This is a genomic window from Bradyrhizobium hipponense (genome assembly GCF_008123965.1).
GTDB lineage: Bacteria > Pseudomonadota > Alphaproteobacteria > Rhizobiales > Xanthobacteraceae > Bradyrhizobium > Bradyrhizobium hipponense.
The window spans coordinates 106,539-128,012 of record NZ_VSTH01000021.1; the positions used below are offsets into that span (position 1 = coordinate 106,539).

Genomic DNA, 21,474 nt, shown 5'->3' on the forward strand with positions numbered 1-21,474 from the left:
TGTTGCTAGGGCGTGTGCCGCCTGCGCCACTCGCTCGGTGTTTCGCCAGTCAGCTTCCTGAACGCCGCGGCAAATGCGGTCTGCGAGGAATAGCCAAGCGCCGCGGCGATCGAGACGACCGATTCGTCGGGCTCCCGCAGCATGTTCATTGCCTGCTCGATCCGGTGCTGGCGCAGCCAGGAATGCGGGGAAAGCCCGGTGCTTTCCTTGAAGGCGCGGCAGAAGTGAAAGCGCGATAGACCGGCATCGGAAGCCAGCGCATCGAGGGAAACGTCCGCATCGCTGTCCGAGCGCAACCGCTCGATCGCACGGAGCAGAACTTTCGGCGACAGCCCACCCACGGTCGGCTGGAACATCGTTGGCGAACCGGTGTGCGCAGCCAGCAGGCGCGTGGCGAGAAGATCTGTCAGCTGATGCCGAAACAACGTATCCAGGGCTCCATTGCCCTCGGTTGCATCCGACGCGCTCAAAATCAGTCGGGACGTAACGGGGTCAGGATGCGCCGTTCGCTCGAGCAGGTCGGTCGGTGTGGCGATCCCGGCTTCGTCAGCAACGCGCTTCAACCTTGCATCGGGAAGATAGAGTTGAACCACATCAACAGGCTTCGGGATATCCCATCGGGAGCTCGATCCTTCCGGAATGATGATCAGGACCCCGCGGCGAAACGTACCGATCGCCACCGATTTTCCTGACCGTCGCTCCATGCGCTGCATCACGCCGTTGTAGGCCATGATCACGTGGTGGCTCATCGGCTCGACCACGTCGTGCAATGGATCATGTTTCCAGTGGGCGATCCCGGCACCGGAGGAATCCAGTGCCATGCGGAGCGGCTCGGTCCCGAGAACGCGCGCCATCTCCGCATCCGCGGCGCGACGCTCGGCCGTCGCGCTATCGTCCGGCTGTGCACCCGCCGCGGGGGGCAAATCTTCGTGCGCGGAATTGCGCATGGGTGCGGTGCTCGCAATCATTGCGTGCCTCCTCCTGATCACCTGAAGCTTCCGATGAGTTGCCGTATTTGTACGGGTTCGCGCGTGTTCTATGCGCTGCAAAGGCTCAGCGTATTTCCTGAAACGGCTATGTTTTGTCCGATCCTGCTCCAAGCCGGCGCGCGCTTTCACAAACGCACGATGGGCGAGCGATGAGTTGTCGAGGTATTGAACCGGGGTCGCGCGAGGGGCATCACAATCCGTTGAATCGCTTGCGAAAATCGCTTTGTGACAATAGGTGCGGCAGGCGGTCACAGGGCTGTCGTTACAAGGCGGGACTGTGGACCGTTGCTTGCCGATGTCGGATAATTGGCCGTGGCTTGGCGGTTGCGTCCCACGCGCCAGTCGCGCCTCACAAAACGAGATCTACTCCCATGACACAGGCGAGCGCTTTCGGCCGGAGTCTCCGGCAGTTCCTGCACTTGAGGGATGCGCCGCCCTCGCTGATCACGCGTTCACTGCGCGGCGTGGAGCTCGCGGTCACCGAAACCCGGGATGACAATCCCGTGCCGGGTATCTCCGGTTCGTTTGCCCCTGAGGATGCCTTTGTCGTCAGCCTGAAGCTGCACGACTACCCGGACTGCGAACTCTGGGAAAACGGCAAGTGCGTGATGAAGGCGGATGTCCCGGCGGGCGCAACATATCTGTACGATCTCAAGCGTGATCCGCGCTATGTGATCGACAAGCCGTTCCACTCCCTGTTTTTCTATTTGCCGCGCTCGGCGCTCGATGGCCTCACCGAGCAGTCCGGCGTGCCGCGCGTCGGTCAGCTTGCCTGTGAAATCGGCGTCGGCCATGACGACGCGGTCATCCGTCATATCGGCGCGTCGCTGCAAGAAGGGCTGCGTCGGCCGGACGAGACCAACCAGCTTTTCATCGATCACATGATGCTCGCGCTCACCGCACACGTCGCCCAGGCCTATGGCGGACTGCAGAGCGTCACCGAATCAATCCGCGGCGGCCTTGCGCCATGGCAGGTCAAGCGCGCCTGCGAAAGACTGGAATCCGACCTCCGCGGAAAGCTTTCGCTGGCAAAGATCGCAGCCGAGTTCGATCTCTCCGTCAGTCATTTTTCGCGGGCATTTCGCGTCTCCACCGGCTTGCCGCCACACCAGTGGCTGCTTCGCCAGCGCGTGAATACGGCCAAGCAATTGATGGGGGTGCGCGGCCTTTCGCTCTCGGAGGTGGCGATATCTGCAGGGTTCGCCAATCAGAGCCACTTCACGCGGGTGTTTTCCTCGGTGGTCGGCACCAGCCCGGGAATGTGGCGCCGTGAGGGGCGGGACGCGCCGGAAAACGAAACGTGATCCCGGCAAGACGCGCTCTCGCTCAGCGGCGCAGTTTCTGTGAGATGGCATAGGCGGCGCGCCGCGCCGCAAACATCTCGTCCGGCGGATGGCCGATGCCTTCGGCAAGATGCGCCGGATTGAACACGAGCCCGTCGCACGCCTCATTTGGCTCAGTGCCCGTTATCACGATCGTTCCGAGGCGTACTGCTTCGCGTCCATCCTCGTCGGGCCAGCGGATGGTCACGTCCATGACGGGGTCGCCGGGACGGTCCAGCAGCGCCATCACGCTGAACCTGACATCACGGGCGGCGATCCGGGATTCGAGGTCGTCCTGGAGCAAGTCGGTGGACTTTGCCGTGGCCACGTCTTCGGTCGGCCTGCCTTCCTCGCCGACGGGCGCGAGTTTGAACTTGATGAACCGTGTCTCGCCCATTGCATTCGTTGCGGGAAAGGCATGCACGCCCCAATAGATCGTGCAGGCACGGCTTGCGGGCAGCGGATGCGCGGCCAGGTAGCTTGCCTGACGCAGCGTTTCAGGATTGGCGGCAGAGAATGCCTCGACCTGTGCCATGTCCGGCTTGCCGTCCGCGCCCGGCATGCGCGCCTGCAGGAAAGCCAGCATCTGGTCGAGCGTTCTGGCAAAATGAACGGGAGCACTCTGGGTCAAGATCTCCGAGCGTTCGCCGTCGCTGCCGAGCCGGAAGCTGAAGCCGCGCAGCAGGCGCCTCTCGGCGCCCACCGCGTTCGGGTTGCCCACGTCCGCCGAGAACCGCGCAAGTACCCGGGATGGCTTGGTGAAGCTCCGGGATTTGGTGATTTCCTTTGCCTGATCCGAAGGAGCGTAGGTGCCGCGAACGCATCGGCCCCCGGCGAAGCTCGCGCGTGCCTTTGGCGGAAGACCGCCAACCGCCTTCAGCGCATCGACGATGGATGCTGGCGTGGCGGCGCTGCTCGGGGACGGGGGCAGGACGGAATCCTGGGTTCGAACGATGGGGTTCGTTTGTGGCGCATGCCAATCCAAGCTTCTTTCCCAAAACGGACATGCCTTGTCCGATTCTGCGACAAATCTCGCAACTCGCTCGATCGGACTGCTCTTTCGCGGGATGGTAATCCGCCGTCAAGCTCGGCATCGACTTTGCCGTCACCGACGTCTGGAAGGTCGGCGGCACCGCGATCTTCGTTTCCAGTCAATATCTGGTCGGCGACGATTCCAATCAATATGCGAGCTGCCGTCCTAAACCGTGTTCAATCTCCACACCTCCTATCAGATGGCCTCGATTTGAAGCCAATCGCGGCCGAGAAGTGCGGCCACTTCGCCATTGAGTTCGTCCATAGCTGATGCGACAAGCTCTACTTCCATATTGAGCCTTTATCGTCGATGTCCTTGCCCCACGCATTGTTGACCGCATTGATTGAACGGCCCTGTTCCGGATCCGAACTGGCCGAACGCTTCGACCGTTCCATCGGCTATTTTTGGCAGGCGACTCATCAGCAGATTTACCGGGAGCTTGCCCGCCTCGAAGCCGCCGGCTTCGTTCAAGGCTCTCTCGTCGACGGCGCGCGAGGCGGCAAGAAGACCTATCTTGTGCTGCCCGCCGGACTCAAGGAACTGCGACGCTGGCTTACGGAAAGGCAGGCCCCATCTCCGATTCGCGATGAGTTGATGGTTCGGCTTCGAGCGGAAGCCGTCATCGGCCCCACACGTATCATCGAAGAGCTGGAAAGACTTGCCGGACAACACCGCGAAAAGCTCAAGGTCTACCGGGAAATCGAGGCCAGGGATTTCTCGCGAAAGAAAATGACGCGGGATGAAAACCTTCGTCGTCTTGTGCTCAAGGCCGGTATCGACTTCGAGACCCAGCGTATCGCCTTTTGCGAGCAGGCAATTTCAATCCTGAAAGCATCCTGAGCCTCGACCGGCCCGAATACCCGCTAACGAGCACGGTCGCGCTTAAGCACATCGCCGAAATCTCCAAGCTCGGGAAATTTGAGGGTGGGTTGGCGGTCGAGGTCACGCAGACAAACTCGCAGATCCTGCAGCTGTGCCTGCCTCTCGTGGTCCGTAATATATGGAACATGATAGGCGACAAATGGCTGGTGCACGGTCAGTCCGACATAGCCCAACGTCCCCTGAAAGAAATGACGCATCATCCCAGTCTCGAGCTCTCCGTGGAGGGCGTCTGGTCCGAACATATTTCTACGCCCGCCGAGAGCCATTGCCGTAAAAGTTCTCTTACCCCTGAGACCACCGAGATCGTAAAATCCACGGTTGCCGCTATGCATCGGGCCGCACAGCAAGACACGGTCGATCCAGCCCTTAAGAATTGCCGGAACGCTGAACCAGAATATTGGAAAGGTGAAGACGATGAGGTCCGCCGTGAGCACATTCTCCGCTTCGCAGGCGACATCGGAAGCCAGCGTCGAAGTCGTGTAGCCGTGGCGTTGTTCGAGTGTGTATACGAGGTAATCGGGTCGGCTTCTCGAAGTGAAATCGTTCCCGGAGAGAACAGGGTTGAAACGGTCTTGGTAGAGATCGCAAACGGTGACAATCGCACCTGCGGCCTTCAGTTCATCGATGACGACATCACGCATCGCGCTCACAAAGGAGTTCGGCTCGGGGTGCGCATGGACCAGATGAACGCGCATCTCATCTCACCTCACTTGAAGCAGGGAGCGCGCGGGAGAGACGCTTCGCCATTTCCGTGGCAAGCGCCTGCGCGCCACTGAGCGGCCGCATCATCACTTCGAGCTCGACGATCCTGCCGTCGTCGTCAAAGCGAATGAAATCGATTCCCTTGGCCATCTTGCCGGCAAGCTTGGCGCTGAATTCGAGAACGACATTCCTGCCATCGGCGGTGGCGGCCTGGCGATGGTAGCTGAAGTCCTCGAAAATCTGAACCACGTTGCTCATGGTGAGAACCAACGCTTCGATGCCGTGGTAGGGATTGAATGCGGTCGGCAAGCGGAAGACCACGTCCGGATGAGTGATCGAGGGAAGGTCACCAAGATTTTTCCTTGCGATCATGGCGTGCCACTTCTCCAGAGATGCTGCGGCGGCCGGATGAAGATGGGGCAGTCCAGTCATTGTGATTTCCTCGCCTTTGGAATTCCGGGTCGCGTGCTCAGAGGGATGCGGCAAGCCGTGTTCCCTGACTAATGGCGCGCTTGGCTAACCACGCTTCGCCTTGTCCTTCTCGTTCTGAGCCATGATGGCGTCGCGCGCTGCGGCCCAATCTGAATCCTTCCAGTCCCGCACTTCGTAGAAGTTACCGCCCATCGCCAGCGCCTGGGCACCGTCCATCACGATGGTCTCGCCGTTGATCCAGTCGCAGCCGCCGGAGATCAGAAACGTCGCGAGATTTTGCAGCTCGCTCATTTCCCCGAGGCGGCCCATCGGATTCGCAGCGACAGTCCTCGCACCCGCCTCGTCGCCGGGCTTGATACGCTTGCTCATGCCTTCGGTCGGAATTTCTCCTGGCGCGATGGTGTTGAGGCGGATGCCGTACCGGCCCCATTCCGTGGCCAGCGACATGGTCATGGCGTGAATCGCGGATTTGCTCATGGTCGACGGCACCACATACGGGCCGCCATTACGTACCCATGTCACGGTAATGGAGACGACGTTGCCGCGATGTCCGCCGGCGATCCAGCGTTTGCCGACAGCCTGGGTCACGTAGAACGTGCCGTGCATCACGATATTGGCGATGGCATCGAATCCGCGCGGCGAGAGATCCTGCGTGCGGGAAATGAAATTGCCAGCCGCGTTGTTGATGAGATCGGTGAGGGGACGGTCCTTGAAAGCGGACACGACCATGGCCTCGACCGCCGCGACGTCGCGGATGTCCACGCCGTGGGCGGTGACTTTTCCGCCATGAAGTTTCATCAACTCGGCGGCGGTCTCCTCGCAAACGCCTTTGCGGCGTCCGCAAATGTGAATGTCTGCGCCGAGGCTGAGAAATTTCGCTGCCATGGCCTTGCCGAGCCCGGTGCCGCCGCCGGTCACCAGGATATTGCGGCCCGTGAGAAGCCCGTCGCTGAACATGATGCGATCCTCCGCTGCGCCGATTTTGTTCGCTTGGTTGAACTCGGTTTCGGCGCGCCGAAGCCGGATTCGAGCGGCCAACAATTCGGGATAGCCAAACTTCAAGAGTCTGATATTGCAACCAGTTGCAAAACAAGATAGCGCGGAAATTTTCCTTTTGCAACTAGTTGCATAAAAACCATTGCGTGCTGACCGCGCCCAGTCCGCTCGCTGCAATGGCAGTAGGTTGAACGGAAAGCTGATGCCGATGCTGGCCGCGCGCTCCTGAAATCGTTCTTGAGTTCAGGCGGCGGTATTAAGCATCATCACGTCCTCAATGGCGGCCGTGCGATCGTACGTTCTCTAGTGTTCATTGGCTCTACGACCGCACAACGTATCCTGCGACGTGCTCGGGGCCCGAAAGACCAGTCTGTTCGCTATCGATATCTTCGGTTTACGTTTCGCCAGATAGATCGACTCGCCATTTCACAAGCCGCTCATGATCATTTTCCCGACCGCCAACAGGCTTGGGAAATAGCCGCTGTATTTGGGCAAGCTGCCGGGCATGTCCAGCACACGACGGTGATAGAATATATCCATCCGAACCGGCGGCAGCCGGGCCTCGGGCTCGAAAGTGCTGACCGGGATGAACATCACCTTGAACGGCCAGGCGCCCGCAACCTCCACAACGGGCTTGCCGCAAGTCCGGCAGACCCCGCGATTGAAGTTCGGCGGCGGACGGTATTTCCTGAAGGAGATATTGCCGGCGTTTTTCAGCACGACGTCCTTGGCGCGAACGCCGACCACATCCGCGAACGGTTTGCCGTTGAACGCCTGACAGATAAGACAGTGGCACCGGAACCTGGCTTTGGGCGGCGTATGCACTTCGAACGAGCAAGCGCCGCATTCGCAGGAGCCGCTTAGCGGCAACGATGTGTCGGTGGTCATGTGCTGATGCTCCTCGGTTGCATTGGGAAACGTAGTTTGATCACCGAAGCATCATGTTGAGGATGGCATCGATCGGCTGTCTGAACGGCGCGTGGAGCAGGTTGGCGAGATTCCAGCGCCCCTGCTCATAGATCCCCTTGGCGTGGCTGAAAGTACGGAAGCCCTCGACGCCATGGTAAGCGCCCATGCCGCTAGGCCCGACGCCGCCGAACGGCAAGTCATCCTGGGCGATGTGCATGATCGTCCCGTTGACGGTGACATTGCCTGAGGTTGTTCGGCTCAGCACGCTGCGTCGGTCGTCATCATCGGCACCGAAATAGTAGAGCGCGAGCGGGCGGGGCCGGACGTTCACATGGGCAATCGCATCGCCGATGTCGCGGTACGGAAAGATCGGCAGGATCGGGCCAAAAATCTCTTCATGAGCAATGCGCATGGTGTCTGTGACGCCGAGCACCACGGTTGGCGCAAGGGTGTTGGGGCGTCGGGACGCATCGCCGGGCCGGTTGCCGACCTCGATGATCCGCGCTCCCTTTGCACTCGCGTCCGCGATCAAGCCCTGGAGCCGGGCGTGGTGCCGCTCGTTGATGATGCACGTATAATGTTCACTCGTTGGCCCGTCCGCATAGAAGGACGCCACCTTCCGGTCATAGGCCGCCACGAACGAATCGACATCGCTTTCGTGGACGAGTGCGTAATCGGGGGCGATGCAGGTCTGGCCGGCATTGAGCAACTTACCGAAAGCGATGGACGCTGCCGCTTGGTCGAGGGCGTGGCCGCTGGCAACGATGCTCGGTGACTTGCCCCCGAGTTCAAGGGTGACTGGAACGAGGTTGTCGCTGGCTGCCTTCATCACGGAGCGCCCCACCGACGTACTGCCCGTAAAGACGAGGTGATCGAACGGCAAGGCCGAGAACGCCGTCCCTACAGCCGCATCGCCGGTCACGATCGCGAACTGATCCTCGGGGAAGATCTCGCCCAACATCTTCGCGAGCAGTGAATTGGTGGCGGGCGTGAACTCCGAGGGCTTCAGCATAACCCGGTTTCCGGCGGCGATGGCCGTGACAACCGGCATCAGCGACAGGTTTACCGGGTAGTTCCACGGCGACATCACGCCGACGACGCCAAGCGGCTGGTATTCGACGCGGGCGTTGCCCATCCGCATGTGCAGCGCAACGTGGCGGCGGGTCGGCGCCATGAATTTGCGAAGATTGCGGATCAGATACTTCGTGCCCTCGGCGATCCCTCCAACCTCCATGATCGCCGTTTCGTGCCTCGAGCGATGCCCGAAATCGGCGTTGATGGCATCTTCGATCGCTTTGCGGTGCCCGATGATCGCGGCCCTGAACTTGGACAGATCAGCGCGTCGCTGCGCCAGCGAAGGGGCTCCCTCACGCAGGAAAGCAGCACGCTGGCGGGCGAGAAGACCGCCCAGCCGATCAGCGTCGGTGACTTTTACGGTAGCGTTCATGGTTCACTCCGATGTAGACAGGAGAAACTTATCTGCCTGATATAGGCCCCTAAGTAGTCACTGTCAACAATGTATACAGAAGAAACTTTGAGGTACCATGCAGGACGCACCCAACCGGCCCTATCACCACGGTGATCTCCGTCGGGCGGTTATCGAGACGGCGTTGGATATGCTTCGGGAGGAGAAGGGCTGGCAGTTCACGCTGCGGGAAGTCGCCCGCCGCGCTGGGGTAAGCCACGCGGCACCCTACAAGCACTTTCCGGACAAAGCCGCGCTGCTTGCAGAACTCGCCATGATTGGGTTCGACCGGCTGCGAGAGTTTCTATCGGCCGCGAAGCCCACAACGCCCAAATCCTTGCGCGACGAAATTACGGCGATAGCTCGTGCCTACGTCGCGTTCGGAATGGACAACCCGGCTCTCTACCGCCTGATGTATAGCGCGGAGGAGGGGCAAGCAGTGGGAATACATCTCAACGAGCGGGCGCTGGCGGTATTCGATATTCTCCTCGAAGTCCTCCGCCGCGGCCAAGCCGCAGGGAGCATTCGCAAGCGGCCGATAGAAGGTCAGGCCGCAGCCGGCTGGGGGCTCATCCACGGCATGACCATGCTTGCTATCGATGGGCTCTTGGTGCCCGAGAAGGTAGGATCGGCTCCACTGGATGCTGCCTTGAGCACGCTGGTGGAGGGGCTGGGGAGCCCGGCAACACTGGGCGCGCCTGCAACAACATCCGTTCGTGGGCGCAAAACGAAGCTGAGTGAATGACAGCTTCATGCAGCAGCCGCTCGATGGCAACGGGCGGCGCTGGCATTCCGATCCACAGGCACTTTGACACGGACGAAGCTTTTTACGTTCTGGATGGAGGCGGAACGTTCATTTTGAACGATGTGCATCATCCCTTCGAGAAGGGTGGGACGATATTCATCCCGAAGAATTCGTGGCACGGGTTCGCGAACCCGGACAGCGAGCTGCTGCTGCTGCTTTGGATTGTCACGCCCACCGGCCTGGACGCGTTTTTCCGCGAAACCTGCAGTCCGCCCTCAAGGCCGAGGTTAACATCAAGTCCCCACGCTCCAGTTCCAGGCGAGCTACGCGTTCGTCGATGCACGCTTCCTCGATGCATTGACCCTCGGCTCCAACAGCCCGTTTGCCGATCCGCCGCCGAGACCATCCATGGGTCTCTCCCGGCAACCAGATCCCCGCGATTCCGCGCCGTCCTACACCGTCTTCGATCTCCACACCTCCTATCAGGTGAAGAAGAACGTCCAGCTCTATGACCGCGTCGATAACGTCTTCGACAGGCGTTATGCGACCTATGGGCAGTTCTTCGACAGGAGCGCGTTGCCCAACTTCGCCAACGGCAGCGCCGACTTCAGCGACCCGCTGAGCCCGGCGCGGCCGCGCGCGTTCTATCCGGGGATGCGGGTGACATTCTAGGCACGGGGGCCTAATCATCTTCTAGGGTCCTTCCGCTAGACCCGCGAGCGCCATCGCTGCTCTGAGTTCATGCACCGTCGCTGTTCCCCCGCCGGCAGCCTGGAACGCCAGAGGGGCCGGGTTCAACGGAAGCCGGGTCACGTTGGCCGGGCCGCGTGGCGGCTCGAATATCATCGCCTGGCTAGCGCCGAATGGAATCCGATCGAGCTGCCGAATGGCGCTGTGCATCTCGCGCAGTCCGGCATTCAGAGGCATGGCAAGGGGCCGCTGATCGGACCAGACGCCGAGCGCGCGGGCCGCATCCGGCAACCCAGCCCCGGTCTGCCATGGATGGCCGATGGGCTGCGCCGTCTCCTTCAGAATTTGGAACAGCCGTTCGACCCGGTGGGCATCCTTGGCGATGAAACTGCCCTTGAAGTCGGCGTGGTCGGCGAGGATCAAGGCTGCAAGCGCGGCAACGTGAGCGGCTGCGAGCGAGGTGCCGTCGCAGACGGCGTAACCGTCCGGCGACTGGCAGGCAATGACCGCAACACCAGGCGCGCACAGGTCGAGTTCGGGCCCGCGGCAGGAAAACGGCGGTACGAACAACCCGCCTGCCGCCGCAGTGGCGGCTGCGGCCTGCGCCGCCTGCGGACTGTCTTCCGCGAAGGTTCCCATCCGTCCGACCGCACCGACCGCCACGACATGCGGAGAACAGGCCGGAAACAATATGCGTTCTCCAGAGTTGCCGGCAGCAGCGACGATGCTGAGGCCTTGCTGCTTGGCCATGGCAATGTGCTGCTCAACCAGCACGGAGCCGCGCTCGCAACCGACGCCGACGCACGCCACGTCGATGCCGTTTTGCAGGCAATCATCGAGCGCCGCGATCAGGTCGCTGCAACGGGCATCTAGGGGAAGCTTGCAAACATGCAGCTCGCTGTCCGGGGCGTAGCCGCGGATGCCGTGATCTGCCTGCGCAGCCGCATTGATGATGCTTGCGCAAGGCGTGCCGTGGCCAGTGACGTCCTTCGACCATGAGCGATCTTCGCCACGTCGGGCATCGATACCGTGCTCGATGTCAGCCAACAGCTTGTGGCTGGTCGCCACGCCGCTGTCGATGAGCGCGATCTTGACGTCAGCTCCACGGCAGTGGTTGGGAATCTGATCGAAGCGCATCGCTTCGGCGCCCCAATCCAGCCCGCCAGGTACCGGCAACGGTTTCAGGGTGAAGGTGTTCACTGCATCGGTCTCGATATTCGGCCGCTGTTGCCACAAGCCCCAATGGCCGGAGCGTGCGCTGACGAAAATGGCGGCGATTGTTTCCGGCACTTCGCCCCGCAGCGTCAGATCGACGTTGCCATCACGGTCCGTCCGTCCTTGAGCCGACGCCTGCTCGCCAACGAGCTGCACGGTTGCCTGCTCCACAGGCGCACCTGCTTCGCTGAGGACCCGGATCGTCACCTTGAAGTCCGGCCCGAGTGCGGTCATCGTCGTGGCCGCCGGGATGAAAGAGGAGGCGGGGCCGGCAAAGGATGCAGCTCGCAGATGGCTGTCCGGCTCGATGATCAAGCTGCCGGCCGTGGAGCGGCGCAACGCTGCGGCGGCTTCGTCAGGCATGCGCACGACCGCAATTGGGGGGCCACTGACGCCGCGCTGGTCATGGGTCCACAGGATGTTGCCGAACTGGTTGAGTTGTTCGGCCAGCGTTTGAGCGCTGATGCCGGCGCCCGCTGGCGCGATCATGTATTGAGTGCTGCGCACTGGTTTGCGTCGATTGTCGCTCGAGGTCGGTCGCGCATCGTCTGGACTCGTTGCCATGGCGTCGCCTCCTTTGATTTCAGTGGATAGAAGATTGCGTGCGATCGATCGAAGCCTGTCTCAGCAACGGAAGGCGGGGATCGGCTGCGCGGGCCGCTTCGATCGCGCGGTAGGCGAAATAGATCAGGTTGAAGGCCTGCGCATAATCCCGCTCGGTAAACTTGTTGGCTGCCTGGGTGACGATCGAGACGCAGTTTTCGAGGCCAGCATGCTGTGCCGCGTTGGCCTCGAGATAGGCAGAGAGCGAGCGCAGTGATTCTGCGATCATGTCTCCGATCATGTTTTCCGCAGCCTGATGTTCGAGCACCGGGTTCGGCATCGGGAAGTTGCCGGGCACGGTTCGGAACGGCTGCTCGAACGTTTGCGACTGCAGGCGCAAGAGCAGCGGCATCAAATTGCTGAGCAGCCCCACGAGCTGCTGAATGTCCGGGAAGTGGCGCTGTGACGCGGATGCAGCGGAGGGATTGGAATCCGACATGAGGGCTCTCCTTCGGAGGAAGCATGCGCAACGGCAGGCGCGACCGCCGCTTTGGGCGGCGGTCGCGCGTTACCGCGCGGTCAGATCATCCGCTGCTGGCCGTAGGCCTGAAGGTTGCCGATGACCTGGGGAATGACGCCGATCAGCTGGCGGGTGATGTCGGCGACATCTTGCTGCGTAAGTTGTCGCTGCTGGCCAAAGCCCGTCGGACCGCCGAATGCCGCCTGGAACTGCGGCGCACCGAACTGTGTACCCCACATCTGCGCTGGCTGAGTCTGCGTGGGATAGCCGAGACCGAATTGACCAGGGCCTCCGAATTGACCCTGACCGAGACCGCCGTGCATGGCCGAATGCTGCATTTGGGGCTGGCTCTGCAGCATTCCCACGATCTGCGGCACGATGGGCAGGATCTGCCGCACGACCTCGCTCACGTCTTGCGGACTTAGCTGCCGCGGCGCTTGGCCGTAAGCCGCATAGCCCATTCCTGCGAACGGAGTCTGAGCTTGCGCGAGAATTTGAGGCAGCGCCGGTACCAATTGCCGCACGACCTCATTCACGTCCTGTGGCGAAAGCTGGCGCTGCTGGCCGCCCCAGGGCTGCTGACCCCAGCCCATTTGCCCGCCCCAGCCGGGGCCATATCCAGACGCGCCAAAGGTCGGCTGACCGCCGAACTGCCCGTATTGCTGTCCATAGGCCGCCTGGCCCAATCCAAGACCGCCTCCTCCATACTGTTGGCCGCCTTGCGAACCGAATGCTCCCGATCCCCATTGTTGCGGACCGAACTGTCCGAATGGTGAACCATGCGCGAGGTTCTGTTGCAGGGTATCATAATACGTCATCGCTTGGCCTCCTTGCGATGGTTGGTGCCCTCAGCCCAAAATCCTGCCAAGGCCGGTCGCATGCGCGCCCCCTTCGCGGGCAATAGCGCTTCGTCACGCCGGTGCGACGGCGTTGGACCTTCAAGTTCATATGCTTGGCACGGAAGTCTCAGCCGCAAGCAATGTCGCCCGCCTAGAAGGCGCAAGTTGCGTCCCCTCAAGGTGACAAGCCGACGGTAAAATGTTCTAGAGCGGCAAAATGATAGCCGTCGAGAGATATGGGAGCGGATTGTCCTCGCTGGCATGGTGGCCAGCCATTTATTTTTTATGTCCTACGTCCGCTCAAACGCTCGGCAATTACGCGGGTCTCCCCAGTTCTGCAATGAGCAGAGACGCGAAAAACGTACTAACGGCGAAATAGTTTCGCGAAAGCGCGGCGATATTTTGGCGGCAATCAACTTTCGCAAAAACTTCAAGCCGCGCGGATTTTCGTCAGCACTCTTTGCCTGGTCAGCGAGCCTTCCGATGTGCATCCGTGTCAGCTTCAGCGAAATGCTAATGAGCGAGGTTGAGCAATGTGCCGACGCGCTCGGAGGTCGCGGGATGGCTGCGAAGCAAGCGCATCGGATCATGCCCGAATGCGGACGTGCGGCTTGGTGCAGAGCCGGTGTGATGGCGCTCCAGCTTGTCGAGTGCGGCGATGAGCGCGCGCGAGTCGCCGGTCAGTTCGAGCGCCGTTGCATCTGCATCCAGTTCGCGAACGCGCGACAGAGCAAGTCCGAGGAGCTGGCCGAGCGTTGGCGCTGCGCTCAGCAGCATCGCCAATGGCCGGCTTGATGTCATGCCACCGTGATGATGGCTGGTTCGCAGCAGCGCGAGACCAGCGAGCGAGGTCCAATCGATCGCGCGTCGCAGCGCCGTCGCCCAGCCCATCGTCCAGGCGTCATTGTTGCGGATATGAGCGACTTCATGGGCCAATATCCCGGCAATTTCGTCGCGCGTCATGCCGCGTAGCAGGCCTTCGGTCAACACGATGGCACTGCGTTCCGGTCCGCCGAGTGCATAGGCATTCATATCGCGCGGTGCCGGCAGACAATAGAGATCCGGAAATCGCACCAGCCCGGCGCGGCTGCAAACTTTTGTCAGAATGGCGAACAGCTCCGGCAGCTCGGCAACGGACAGCAGGCGGGCGCCGAACCAGCGATACACGTTCTCGCGTGAGATGACCGTTTCGTCGGGACGGGGCGCGCTTCCCAACAGCGCCCGTTGCATGCCCTCGGCTCCGCCGACGCTCCAGCCGCAGACGGCGAGCAGCAATGTCATGGCAAGGATCGCCAATTGAGATGATTGATGGTTCGCAGCCTGATGGACGTGCCGCCGATGCCGCCAACGCCACTGGTCTCGCGAGCTCAGCTCGACACGGCATCGCAGGAAGAGGCCTGCCTCTCCCGACGGCCAGTGGATCTCCACGGTGAGGGTAGGGCCGCACCGTAAAACGCGCAGCATCTCTCGCGGCGCATGTCGCACCAGAGCGAACGAAACGCTCGGCGTAAGGCCGGCAATGACATCTTGGCCGTGCCGATCACCACGCAACGCCATCGGGCTTACGCTAGCGTGAATCACCCCTGTCCCCCCGTGCGCTTTCAAAGCGAAGAGTTACGGATATCCCGGTGTCTTGTCATGCGAGTTTCATGCCTTGGACACAGAAAAGTCCCGGTATCCACACGGGGGGCGTCCGATCCGCTTCGGTGTAAGCCGTCGGGATGAGACCTCAGGAACCGGGTTCTATTCAAGCTAAACGAAGGTTTGGTCCGATAATGCTTTATCGGCGCTCCATGGCGGAGACGACAGATGTGAGCGTCGGTTGCAGTCGAGACAGCCAGGTATGTTGCTTCTCAAATCGACCGGAACTCGTCATTGCGGCGGCCGAATCGATGGAATTGGAGCAGTACCAATGCTGGACAAGTTCTTGCGTCGCCAGTTCGCGAAGATCGCAGCGCTATCCGCAGCTGGGATGGCACGTCCTCTGGAGGTCGAGGCGAGGCCGGCGTCTACACCGGTCAGGCCCTGAAGGGTGAGAAGCCGGCCGATCTGCCGGTCATGCAATCCACGGCACTTCAACTCACTGTCAACCTCAAGAGCGCCAACACGCTCGGCGCAAGCGTGCCGACGGCGCTGCTTGCGCGCGCCAATGAAGTCATCGAATAGAGCACCTATGGCCCGGGGTGTGGGCCCACGCAGTGCAGTCACGTGTCCGGATGCGGAGCGAGACGGGATTTCATAGCTTAGGCAGCGATCGACGTGGTCACCGGCGCCGGAGCTTTTGCAACCAAGGCCGCTGCTGGGGGCTGTCTCGTTGGCAGCCTCTTTCATGTCGAATCTCGGCCCTCTCTGACCCTCAACTCTTCAAGTCAATCGTGGCTGCCACCTGGGTTTGATCCGGATTGAGTTCAGCAGCGTTGCAGCGGCGATCATCGGCAGGATGCCAGCGAGGCTGAGCGCATTGCTGACCTGAGAACGCTTTCCGCCTGAGGTCAGCTTGTGCCGCCGTAAAGCGGACATTTGGCGCGGACATTCAAAAATTGCTAGGCTCGCATTCCAGAAAAGCAGCAATCCATTCTGGTCGGCGCTGCAAGCGTTGGCATTGCTCACACATGACTGGAGAGTGAAGTGGAAGCTCAGACCAAAGCGCAAGGATACGTGCTGGGCGCAGCCGAGGGCGAACATCTCGTTCACTACCGCAATCCCGGCAATATTTTCATCAAGGTTGATCCCGTCAAAGGTTCCAACAAAATGGCCTGCGGCACCCAGCAGGTACCCACAGGCGCCGGCATTCCGATCCACAGACACTTTGACACGGACGAAGCTTTTTACGTTCTGGATGGAAGCGGAACGTTCATATTGAACGACGTCCATCACCCCTTCGAGAAGGGTGGGACGATATTCATCCCAAAGAATTCGTGGCACGGGTTCGCGAACCCGGACAGTGAGCTGCTGCTGCTTTGGATTGTCACGCCCACCGGTCTGGATGCGTTTTTCCGCGAAACCTGCAGTCCGCCCGCCCTGCCGCCAAAGCAGCTGAGCCGAGAGCAGGTCAACCAGATCGCTCGCAAATATGGCACCGAGTATAGATGACCGGGGGCCGCACCCTCATCCACAAGGGCAGAGAAAGAGCGGCGTAGCGCGACTTGCAATTCTGCATCCGCAGTTCCAACGACCCCGCTTTTCAAACGGCTTCTGACCCGCCATTGTGCCGGCAACTATCCCATTGGAGCAGCATCAATGTCGGACAAGGTCTCGCGTCGCCAGTTCGCGAAAATCGCGGGATTGTCCGCCGCCGGGATAGCCAGCCCCCTCGAAATGGCGGACGCCAAGCCGGCGGCGGCGCCGCGCAGCGCCAGCGCCTTTCCTACCGGCTTTGTCTGGGGCACGGCGACGTCCTCCTATCAGATCGAGGGTGCGGTCAACGAGGACGGGCGAGGGGCGTCGATCTGGGACAAGTTCGTCCGCATTCCCGGCAAGATCGAGGACGGCACCACAGGCGATCGCGCCAACGAGCATTATCACCGCTACAAGGATGACATCGCGCTCATCCGCGACCTCGACTGCAAGGCCTATCGCTTCTCGGTCGCCTGGCCGCGGGTGTTTCCGGACGGCGACGGCAAGCCGAATCCGAAGGGGCTCGATTTCTACAATCGCCTGGTCGACGAGATCCTGAAGAACGGCATCGAGCCGTGGCTGACGCTCTATCATTGGGACCTGCCTCAATCGCTCCAGGACCGCTTTGGCGGCTGGCGCTCGACCGAGACCTGCAAGATCTTTGGCGACTACGCGGCCTATGTCGCCGAACATCTGACCGATCGCGTCAAGAACGTGTTCACGCTGAACGAGAGCGGCCGCTTCGTCTATTTCGGTTATGGCATCGGCATCGACGCGCCGGGCCTGACGCTGCCGCGAGCCGAGGTCAACCAGATCAGGCACAACAGCGCGCTCGCGCACGGGCTCGCGGTGCAGGCGGTGCGCGCCCATGGCCGCCGCGGCACGAAGGTGGGGCCGGCCGAGAACATCGATGCCTGCGCGCCCGCAATCGACACGCCCGAGAACGTCCGTGCCGCCGAGATCGCTCTGCGCGAGATGAACGCCGGCTATCTCAACGTCATCATGGAGGGGCGGTATACCGACGCCTTCCTGCAATTCGCCGGGCGTGATGCGCCGAAATACACTGACGCGGAATTGAAGATCATCTCCTCGCCGGTCGATTTCCTCGGCCTCAACATCTACGCGCCACAGAACTACGTCGTGGCCTCCGACCAGGGCGCGGGTTTCATGCCGCTGCCGATCCCCAAATCGTTCCCACACATGAATTCGGACTGGCTGCGCGTCGGCCCCGAGACGCTCTACTGGGTGCCGAAGCTGGCTGCAAAGATCTGGAAGACGGATGCGATCTATATCAGCGAGAACGGCACTTCCGGTGAGGACAACGTCACGCCCGACGGCAAGATCTACGACACCGACCGCATCATGTACCTGCGCAACTACCTCGCGCAGCTCCAGCGCGCGACGGAGGAGGGCGTGCCGGTGCGCGGCTATTTCCTCTGGAGCCTGATGGACAATTTTGAGTGGGTGTTCGGGCTGGGCAAGCGTTTCGGCCTCTATCACGTCAATTTCGACACCCAGGTCCGCACCCCAAAACTCAGCGCCAGCTTCTACCGTAACGTGATCGCGAAGAACGCGGCGGGGGTCTAGCGAACCTCCTCTTCGCCTCTCCCCGTCAGAACCAGGGCTATCGCATATGCCTTTGGGCCGGCCTCAGCGCGCGCCTCGTCCTTCGAGACGACCGCTCCGCAGTCTCCTCACGATGAGGCTAAGCGGCATCGGCGCCCTTTGAAACGGCTACCGCCGACTCAATCCTCATCCTGAGGGCCCGCCTCAAGGCGGGCGTCTCGAAGGATCGGCCATAACAACATCAGCCCATATACGATCATCCCGCCTTCAGAACGGGGAGACGGAAAGCGGCTAAGGTGCGATCCAGCCTTTATTTTCCAGGGTGAATCGCGACCCGCCTCGCACAAAGGGGCCGGTCATCGCTTGTCGAAAGCATCGAATCAGCTTTAGCAAGCGGCTTGCGGGCCTTTGAAACAAGGCAAAAATCGCTGCCCCAGGTCGCTTCCGCTCAGGAAGTGGCTAAAATGCAGGGTTTTTTGCCACAGGGGGCCAGAAAAGCCCGTAAAACCGCGACAAAACTGTGCAGAAGGCTCTAGTGCCTTCAACGGTTGGTCTAGTATGCAACCGGCAACGAATCAGAGGAGACACGATGCCAACCCAAATGTCCAAATCGCAGCTGATCGAAAAGATTGCGACCGCCACCGAGCTTTCCAAGCGCGACGTCAAGAGCGTCATGGAGACGCTGACCGATGTCGGCCACAAGGAGCTCAAGAAGAACGGCCTCTTCCTGGTGCCGGGCTTCGCCAAGTTCGTGGTCATCAAGAAGCCCGCGACCAAGGCGCGCAAGGGCACCAACCCGTTCACGGGTGAAGAGATGATGTTCAAGGCCAAGCCGGCCCGGAAGATCGTCCGCGCCCGCCCGGTCAAGGCCGCCAAGGACGCCGTGTCCTGATCAAGCAAAGGCCCCCTCGCACGAGGGGGCCTTTTATGTTGGGTGACCGCGAGGGCTGAGACGGAGGGGATCAGCCCTTGCGGCGCTTCACCCGCACCGGTATCGGCTGAAGCCGCGGCTCGGGTGCCGCCAGCGCATCCCGGACCTGGTCGAGCGCGCGGTCGAGCAATCGGCGCAGACGCTGCGCATTCCGGGATTTCTTTGCTCTTTCCAACAGTTTTGTCATTGCCTTTACTCCGCCGCCTCGACCTTGGCCCCGGCAGGCTCGAGCACTGCGGCGATGGCCTCGTCGACGCGCTCGAGCCAGATGAATTCGAGGTTGTCCCGCGCACTCTGCGGGATGTCGTCGTAATCGCGCTTGTTGCGCGCCGGCAGCATCACCCGCTTCACTCCTGCGGCCGCGGCCGCCACCACCTTCTCCTTGATGCCGCCGACCGGCAGCACCAGCCCCCGTAGCGAGATCTCGCCGGTCATCGCGGTATCGCTGCGCACCGTGCGATTGGTGAGCAGCGACGTCAGCGCCGTGAACATCGCCACCCCCGCGCTCGGCCCGTCCTTCGGCGTCGCCCCCGCGGGAACGTGAACGTGGATGTCGCTCTTCTCGAACAACGAGGGGTCGATGCCAAGCTGCGAGGCTCTGCTCTTCACCAGCGTCATCGCAGCCTGCACGCTCTCACGCATCACGTCGCCGAGCTGGCCGGTCAGGATCATCCCGCCTTTGCCGGGGACGCGCGAGGCCTCGATGAACAGGATGTCACCGCCGACCGGTGTCCAGGCCAGGCCCGTTGCCACGCCGGGAACGCTGGTGCGCTGCGCAATCTCGCCCTCAAAGCGCGGCTGGCCGAGCACGGTGGCGATGTCCTTCGGGCCGACCACGACCTTCGCAGCCGTGCCCTCGGCGACCTGCACCGCGGCATGCCGGAACAGCTTGCCGATCTCGCGTTCCAGGTTGCGCACGCCGGCTTCACGCGTATAGCCCTTGACGACCAGCTTCAGCGCCTCAGGTTCGATCTCGGCCTGGTCTGCCGTCAGGCCATTGGCCTCGAGCTGCCGCCGCACCAGATAGCGCCGCGCGATCTCCAGCTTCTCGTCCTCGGTGTAGCCGGCGAGGCTGATCACCTCCATGCGGTCCAGCAGCGGACCCGGAATCTGCTCCAGCATGTTTGCGGTCGTGATGAAAACGACGCGCGACAGGTCGAAGGGCACGCCCAGGTAATTGTCCCGGAACGTCCCATTCTGCTCGGGGTCGAGCACTTCCAGCATCGCAGCGGAAGGATCGCCCTGCACGCCGCGTCCCATCTTGTCGATCTCGTCCAGCATCATCACGCAGTTGCGGCTACCGGCCTTCTTGATGCTCTGGATGATGTTGCCGGGCAGCGCGCCGATATAGGTGCGGCGGTGGCCGCGGATCTCGGCCTCGTCATGCACGCCGCCCAGGCTGGCGCGCACGAAGGGGCGATCCATCGCGCGCGCGATGGATTGGCCGAGCGAGGTCTTGCCAACGCCGGGCGGGCCGACGAAGCACAGGATCGGCGCCTTGCCTTGCGGTGCCAGCTTGCGCACCGCCAGATATTCGATGATCCGGCTCTTGATCTTCTCCAGGCCGAAATGGTCGGCATCGAGGATGCGCCGTGCTTCCTTGATGTCGATCGGCTTCTCCTCGGGCAGCGCCCAGGGCAGTTCGATCAGCCAGTCCAGATAGGTGCGGACCATGCCGGCTTCGCCGGCGGCTTCGGGCATGCGCTCGTAGCGGCGCAGCTCCTTCTTGGCCTGCGCGTCCGCCTCCGGCGGCATATTGGCCTTGGCGATGGCCGCGGTCAGCTCGGCGACCTCGGCCGCCTTGCCGTCGCCTTCGCCGAGCTGGCGCTGGATGGTCGCCATCTGCTCGCGCAGGATCGCCTCGCGCTGCCGCTCGTCAAAGCTGGCACGGGTCTGCTGGCCGATCTCATTGCTGATGCGCAGCACCTCCAGCCGTTCGGCCAGGTGCTTCGAGACCTTCTCGACGCGCAAGACAAGGTCGATGGTCTCCAGCACCTCCTGCTTGTCCTGCGGCTTGATGTCCATGAACGAGGTCGCCAGATCCGCCAGCGCGCCGGGCGCGCTGGTGCCCTGGAACATCGCGGCCAGCTCAGGGGGCGCCTGCGGCAACAGCTCGATCGCCTCGATGGCCTGACGCTGCAGGTTCAGCGCACGCGCCTCGATCTCCGGCGAGGTCGTGGTGGGCTCCGGAATCTGCTGGATCCGCGCGGCCGGGAACGGCGTGCCCGGCAGGAAGTCGAGGATGCGGGCACGCTGCACGCCCTGGCTGACGATGTGATGGCTGCCGTCGGGCGCGGTGATGTAGCGCACGATGTTGGCGATGGTCGCGACCCGGTAGAGGTCGTCCGGCCCGGGTTCGTCGGTCTCGCGGCTGCGTTGCAGGACGATGCCGACCGGCCGCTGTTCGCGCAGCGCCTGCTGCGCGGCGGCGATCGACTTCGGCCGCGCGATCGCGATCGGCGCGATGGCGCCGGGAAACAGCACCATGTCGCGAACCGGGATGATGATCAGGGCGTCGTCGGGGATCTTCATGCCGGAATGGTCTTGAGTCGTCTTCATCTGTTCGGTGGCCATGATC

Annotated in this window: 21 protein-coding genes and 2 pseudogenes; 9 read left to right on the top strand and 14 right to left on the bottom strand. The window is 61.9% G+C overall.

The window, feature by feature from the left end:
• Positions 1 to 5 precede the first annotated feature (5 nt).
• The gene (locus FXV83_RS07835) at positions 6 to 947 is read right to left on the bottom strand and encodes a helix-turn-helix transcriptional regulator (RefSeq protein ID WP_148738612.1); all 942 of its coding nucleotides are present in this window, start codon (positions 945 to 947) and stop codon (positions 6 to 8) included.
• A 413-nt stretch (positions 948 to 1,360) separates the two neighbouring features.
• Between FXV83_RS07835 and FXV83_RS07840 the strand changes: the two genes are divergently transcribed.
• Positions 1,361 to 2,293: a helix-turn-helix domain-containing protein gene (locus FXV83_RS07840; protein ID WP_148738613.1), complete on the top strand. Its 933-nt coding sequence runs from the start codon at positions 1,361 to 1,363 to the stop codon at positions 2,291 to 2,293.
• A 22-nt stretch (positions 2,294 to 2,315) separates the two neighbouring features.
• On the opposite strand, the gene FXV83_RS07845 is transcribed toward FXV83_RS07840, so the two are convergent.
• Positions 2,316 to 3,242, bottom strand: a complete 927-nt coding sequence (locus tag FXV83_RS07845) for a catalase (protein WP_148738701.1) — start codon at positions 3,240 to 3,242, stop codon at positions 2,316 to 2,318.
• Positions 3,243 to 3,653: 411 nt separating this feature from the next.
• Here FXV83_RS07845 and FXV83_RS07850 point away from each other — a divergent pair, with 411 nt between their 5' ends.
• Positions 3,654 to 4,184 (top strand): PadR family transcriptional regulator, encoded by a 531-nt coding sequence (locus tag FXV83_RS07850; RefSeq protein WP_148738614.1) that lies wholly within the window; start codon positions 3,654 to 3,656, stop codon positions 4,182 to 4,184.
• A 23-nt stretch (positions 4,185 to 4,207) separates the two neighbouring features.
• Here FXV83_RS07850 and FXV83_RS07855 read toward each other — a convergent pair whose 3' ends face one another.
• The 5 genes from FXV83_RS07855 to FXV83_RS07875 form a co-directional block, all read right to left on the bottom strand.
• Positions 4,208 to 4,921: an NAD(P)H-dependent oxidoreductase gene (locus FXV83_RS07855; protein ID WP_148738615.1), complete on the bottom strand. Its 714-nt coding sequence runs from the start codon at positions 4,919 to 4,921 to the stop codon at positions 4,208 to 4,210.
• Position 4,922: 1 nt separating this feature from the next.
• A complete protein-coding gene (locus tag FXV83_RS07860; RefSeq protein WP_148738616.1) occupies positions 4,923 to 5,360 on the bottom strand; it encodes a nuclear transport factor 2 family protein in 438 nt (145 codons plus the stop codon).
• Positions 5,361 to 5,444: 84 nt separating this feature from the next.
• The gene (locus FXV83_RS07865; RefSeq protein ID WP_148738702.1) at positions 5,445 to 6,317 is read right to left on the bottom strand and encodes an SDR family oxidoreductase; all 873 of its coding nucleotides are present in this window, start codon (positions 6,315 to 6,317) and stop codon (positions 5,445 to 5,447) included.
• 465 nt (positions 6,318 to 6,782) lie between these two features.
• Positions 6,783 to 7,244 carry a GFA family protein gene (locus FXV83_RS07870; protein ID WP_148738617.1) on the bottom strand — a complete coding sequence of 154 codons (462 nt, stop codon included), beginning with the start codon at positions 7,242 to 7,244 and terminating at the stop codon, positions 6,783 to 6,785.
• A 40-nt stretch (positions 7,245 to 7,284) separates the two neighbouring features.
• The gene (locus FXV83_RS07875; RefSeq protein ID WP_148738618.1) at positions 7,285 to 8,712 is read right to left on the bottom strand and encodes a coniferyl aldehyde dehydrogenase; all 1,428 of its coding nucleotides are present in this window, start codon (positions 8,710 to 8,712) and stop codon (positions 7,285 to 7,287) included.
• Positions 8,713 to 8,809: 97 nt separating this feature from the next.
• Between FXV83_RS07875 and FXV83_RS07880 the strand changes: the two genes are divergently transcribed.
• The 3 genes and pseudogenes from FXV83_RS07880 to FXV83_RS07890 all read left to right on the top strand — a co-directional run.
• Positions 8,810 to 9,475, top strand: a complete 666-nt coding sequence (locus FXV83_RS07880; protein WP_148738619.1) for a TetR/AcrR family transcriptional regulator — start codon at positions 8,810 to 8,812, stop codon at positions 9,473 to 9,475.
• A 23-nt stretch (positions 9,476 to 9,498) separates the two neighbouring features.
• A pseudogene (locus FXV83_RS45375) lies at positions 9,499 to 9,690 on the top strand (cupin domain-containing protein); the annotation flags it as partial.
• A gap of 59 nt (positions 9,691 to 9,749) precedes the next feature.
• Positions 9,750 to 10,147, top strand: a pseudogene (locus FXV83_RS07890) (hypothetical protein); the annotation flags it as partial.
• A gap of 21 nt (positions 10,148 to 10,168) precedes the next feature.
• Here the strand turns inward: FXV83_RS07890 and FXV83_RS07895 are convergent.
• The 4 genes from FXV83_RS07895 to FXV83_RS07910 all read right to left on the bottom strand — a co-directional run bounded on the left by FXV83_RS07895 (position 10,169) and on the right by FXV83_RS07910 (position 14,563).
• Entirely contained in the window at positions 10,169 to 11,944 is a 1,776-nt protein-coding gene (locus FXV83_RS07895) for a S8 family serine peptidase (RefSeq protein ID WP_148738621.1), read from the bottom strand.
• A 19-nt stretch (positions 11,945 to 11,963) separates the two neighbouring features.
• A complete protein-coding gene (locus tag FXV83_RS07900; protein ID WP_148738622.1) occupies positions 11,964 to 12,422 on the bottom strand; it encodes a hypothetical protein in 459 nt (152 codons plus the stop codon).
• Between the two features lie 80 nt (positions 12,423 to 12,502).
• Complete coding sequence (locus FXV83_RS07905; RefSeq protein WP_148738623.1) at positions 12,503 to 13,129, bottom strand: hypothetical protein; 627 nt, start codon at positions 13,127 to 13,129, stop codon at positions 12,503 to 12,505.
• A 666-nt stretch (positions 13,130 to 13,795) separates the two neighbouring features.
• Entirely contained in the window at positions 13,796 to 14,563 is a 768-nt protein-coding gene (locus FXV83_RS07910) for a zinc metalloprotease HtpX (protein WP_187435740.1), read from the bottom strand.
• A 594-nt stretch (positions 14,564 to 15,157) separates the two neighbouring features.
• Here FXV83_RS07910 and FXV83_RS44885 point away from each other — a divergent pair.
• The gene (locus tag FXV83_RS44885; RefSeq protein ID WP_187435741.1) at positions 15,158 to 15,448 is read left to right on the top strand and encodes an ABC transporter substrate binding protein; all 291 of its coding nucleotides are present in this window, start codon (positions 15,158 to 15,160) and stop codon (positions 15,446 to 15,448) included.
• Positions 15,449 to 15,646: 198 nt separating this feature from the next.
• On the opposite strand, the gene FXV83_RS07920 is transcribed toward FXV83_RS44885, so the two are convergent.
• Complete coding sequence (locus FXV83_RS07920; protein WP_148738626.1) at positions 15,647 to 15,892, bottom strand: hypothetical protein; 246 nt, start codon at positions 15,890 to 15,892, stop codon at positions 15,647 to 15,649.
• 18 nt (positions 15,893 to 15,910) lie between these two features.
• Between FXV83_RS07920 and FXV83_RS07925 the strand changes: the two genes are divergently transcribed.
• The 3 genes from FXV83_RS07925 to FXV83_RS07935 all read left to right on the top strand — a co-directional run bounded on the left by FXV83_RS07925 (position 15,911) and on the right by FXV83_RS07935 (position 18,857).
• On the top strand, positions 15,911 to 16,375 hold the full coding sequence (locus FXV83_RS07925) for a cupin domain-containing protein (RefSeq protein WP_210250726.1): 465 nt from the start codon (positions 15,911 to 15,913) through the stop codon (positions 16,373 to 16,375).
• 147 nt (positions 16,376 to 16,522) lie between these two features.
• A complete protein-coding gene (locus FXV83_RS07930; protein ID WP_148738627.1) occupies positions 16,523 to 17,986 on the top strand; it encodes a GH1 family beta-glucosidase in 1,464 nt (487 codons plus the stop codon).
• 568 nt (positions 17,987 to 18,554) lie between these two features.
• The gene (locus FXV83_RS07935; protein ID WP_148738628.1) at positions 18,555 to 18,857 is read left to right on the top strand and encodes an HU family DNA-binding protein; all 303 of its coding nucleotides are present in this window, start codon (positions 18,555 to 18,557) and stop codon (positions 18,855 to 18,857) included.
• 70 nt (positions 18,858 to 18,927) lie between these two features.
• Here the strand turns inward: FXV83_RS07935 and FXV83_RS42535 are convergent, their stop codons facing one another.
• Positions 18,928 to 19,083 carry a hypothetical protein gene (locus FXV83_RS42535; protein WP_187435742.1) on the bottom strand — a complete coding sequence of 52 codons (156 nt, stop codon included), beginning with the start codon at positions 19,081 to 19,083 and terminating at the stop codon, positions 18,928 to 18,930.
• Between the two features lie 5 nt (positions 19,084 to 19,088).
• Positions 19,089 to 21,470 (bottom strand): endopeptidase La, encoded by a 2,382-nt coding sequence (gene lon, locus FXV83_RS07940; RefSeq protein WP_148738629.1) that lies wholly within the window; start codon positions 21,468 to 21,470, stop codon positions 19,089 to 19,091.
• Positions 21,471 to 21,474: the final 4 nt, after the last annotated feature.

Bases quoted from the DNA above. Each gene is read 5' to 3' on its own strand.
- FXV83_RS07865 (WP_148738702.1), bottom strand. From the start codon at position 6,317: ATGTTCAGCGACGGGCTTCTCACGGGCCGCAATATCCTGGTGACCGGC.
- FXV83_RS07850 (WP_148738614.1), top strand. From the start codon at position 3,654: ATGTCCTTGCCCCACGCATTGTTGACCGCATTGATTGAACGGCCCTGT.
- FXV83_RS07910 (WP_187435740.1), bottom strand. From the start codon at position 14,563: ATGACATTGCTGCTCGCCGTCTGCGGCTGGAGCGTCGGCGGAGCCGAG.
- FXV83_RS07860 (WP_148738616.1), bottom strand. From the start codon at position 5,360: ATGACTGGACTGCCCCATCTTCATCCGGCCGCCGCAGCATCTCTGGAG.
- FXV83_RS42535 (WP_187435742.1), bottom strand. From the start codon at position 19,083: ATGACAAAACTGTTGGAAAGAGCAAAGAAATCCCGGAATGCGCAGCGT.
- FXV83_RS07895 (WP_148738621.1), bottom strand. From the start codon at position 11,944: ATGGCAACGAGTCCAGACGATGCGCGACCGACCTCGAGCGACAATCGA.
- FXV83_RS07840 (WP_148738613.1), top strand. From the start codon at position 1,361: ATGACACAGGCGAGCGCTTTCGGCCGGAGTCTCCGGCAGTTCCTGCAC.
- FXV83_RS07930 (WP_148738627.1), top strand. From the start codon at position 16,523: ATGTCGGACAAGGTCTCGCGTCGCCAGTTCGCGAAAATCGCGGGATTG.
- FXV83_RS07870 (WP_148738617.1), bottom strand. From the start codon at position 7,244: ATGACCACCGACACATCGTTGCCGCTAAGCGGCTCCTGCGAATGCGGC.
- FXV83_RS07880 (WP_148738619.1), top strand. From the start codon at position 8,810: ATGCAGGACGCACCCAACCGGCCCTATCACCACGGTGATCTCCGTCGG.
- FXV83_RS07855 (WP_148738615.1), bottom strand. From the start codon at position 4,921: ATGCGCGTTCATCTGGTCCATGCGCACCCCGAGCCGAACTCCTTTGTG.
- lon (WP_148738629.1), bottom strand. From the start codon at position 21,470: ATGGCCACCGAACAGATGAAGACGACTCAAGACCATTCCGGCATGAAG.
- FXV83_RS07875 (WP_148738618.1), bottom strand. From the start codon at position 8,712: ATGAACGCTACCGTAAAAGTCACCGACGCTGATCGGCTGGGCGGTCTT.
- FXV83_RS07935 (WP_148738628.1), top strand. From the start codon at position 18,555: ATGCCAACCCAAATGTCCAAATCGCAGCTGATCGAAAAGATTGCGACC.
- FXV83_RS07835 (WP_148738612.1), bottom strand. From the start codon at position 947: ATGCGCAATTCCGCGCACGAAGATTTGCCCCCCGCGGCGGGTGCACAG.
- FXV83_RS07900 (WP_148738622.1), bottom strand. From the start codon at position 12,422: ATGTCGGATTCCAATCCCTCCGCTGCATCCGCGTCACAGCGCCACTTC.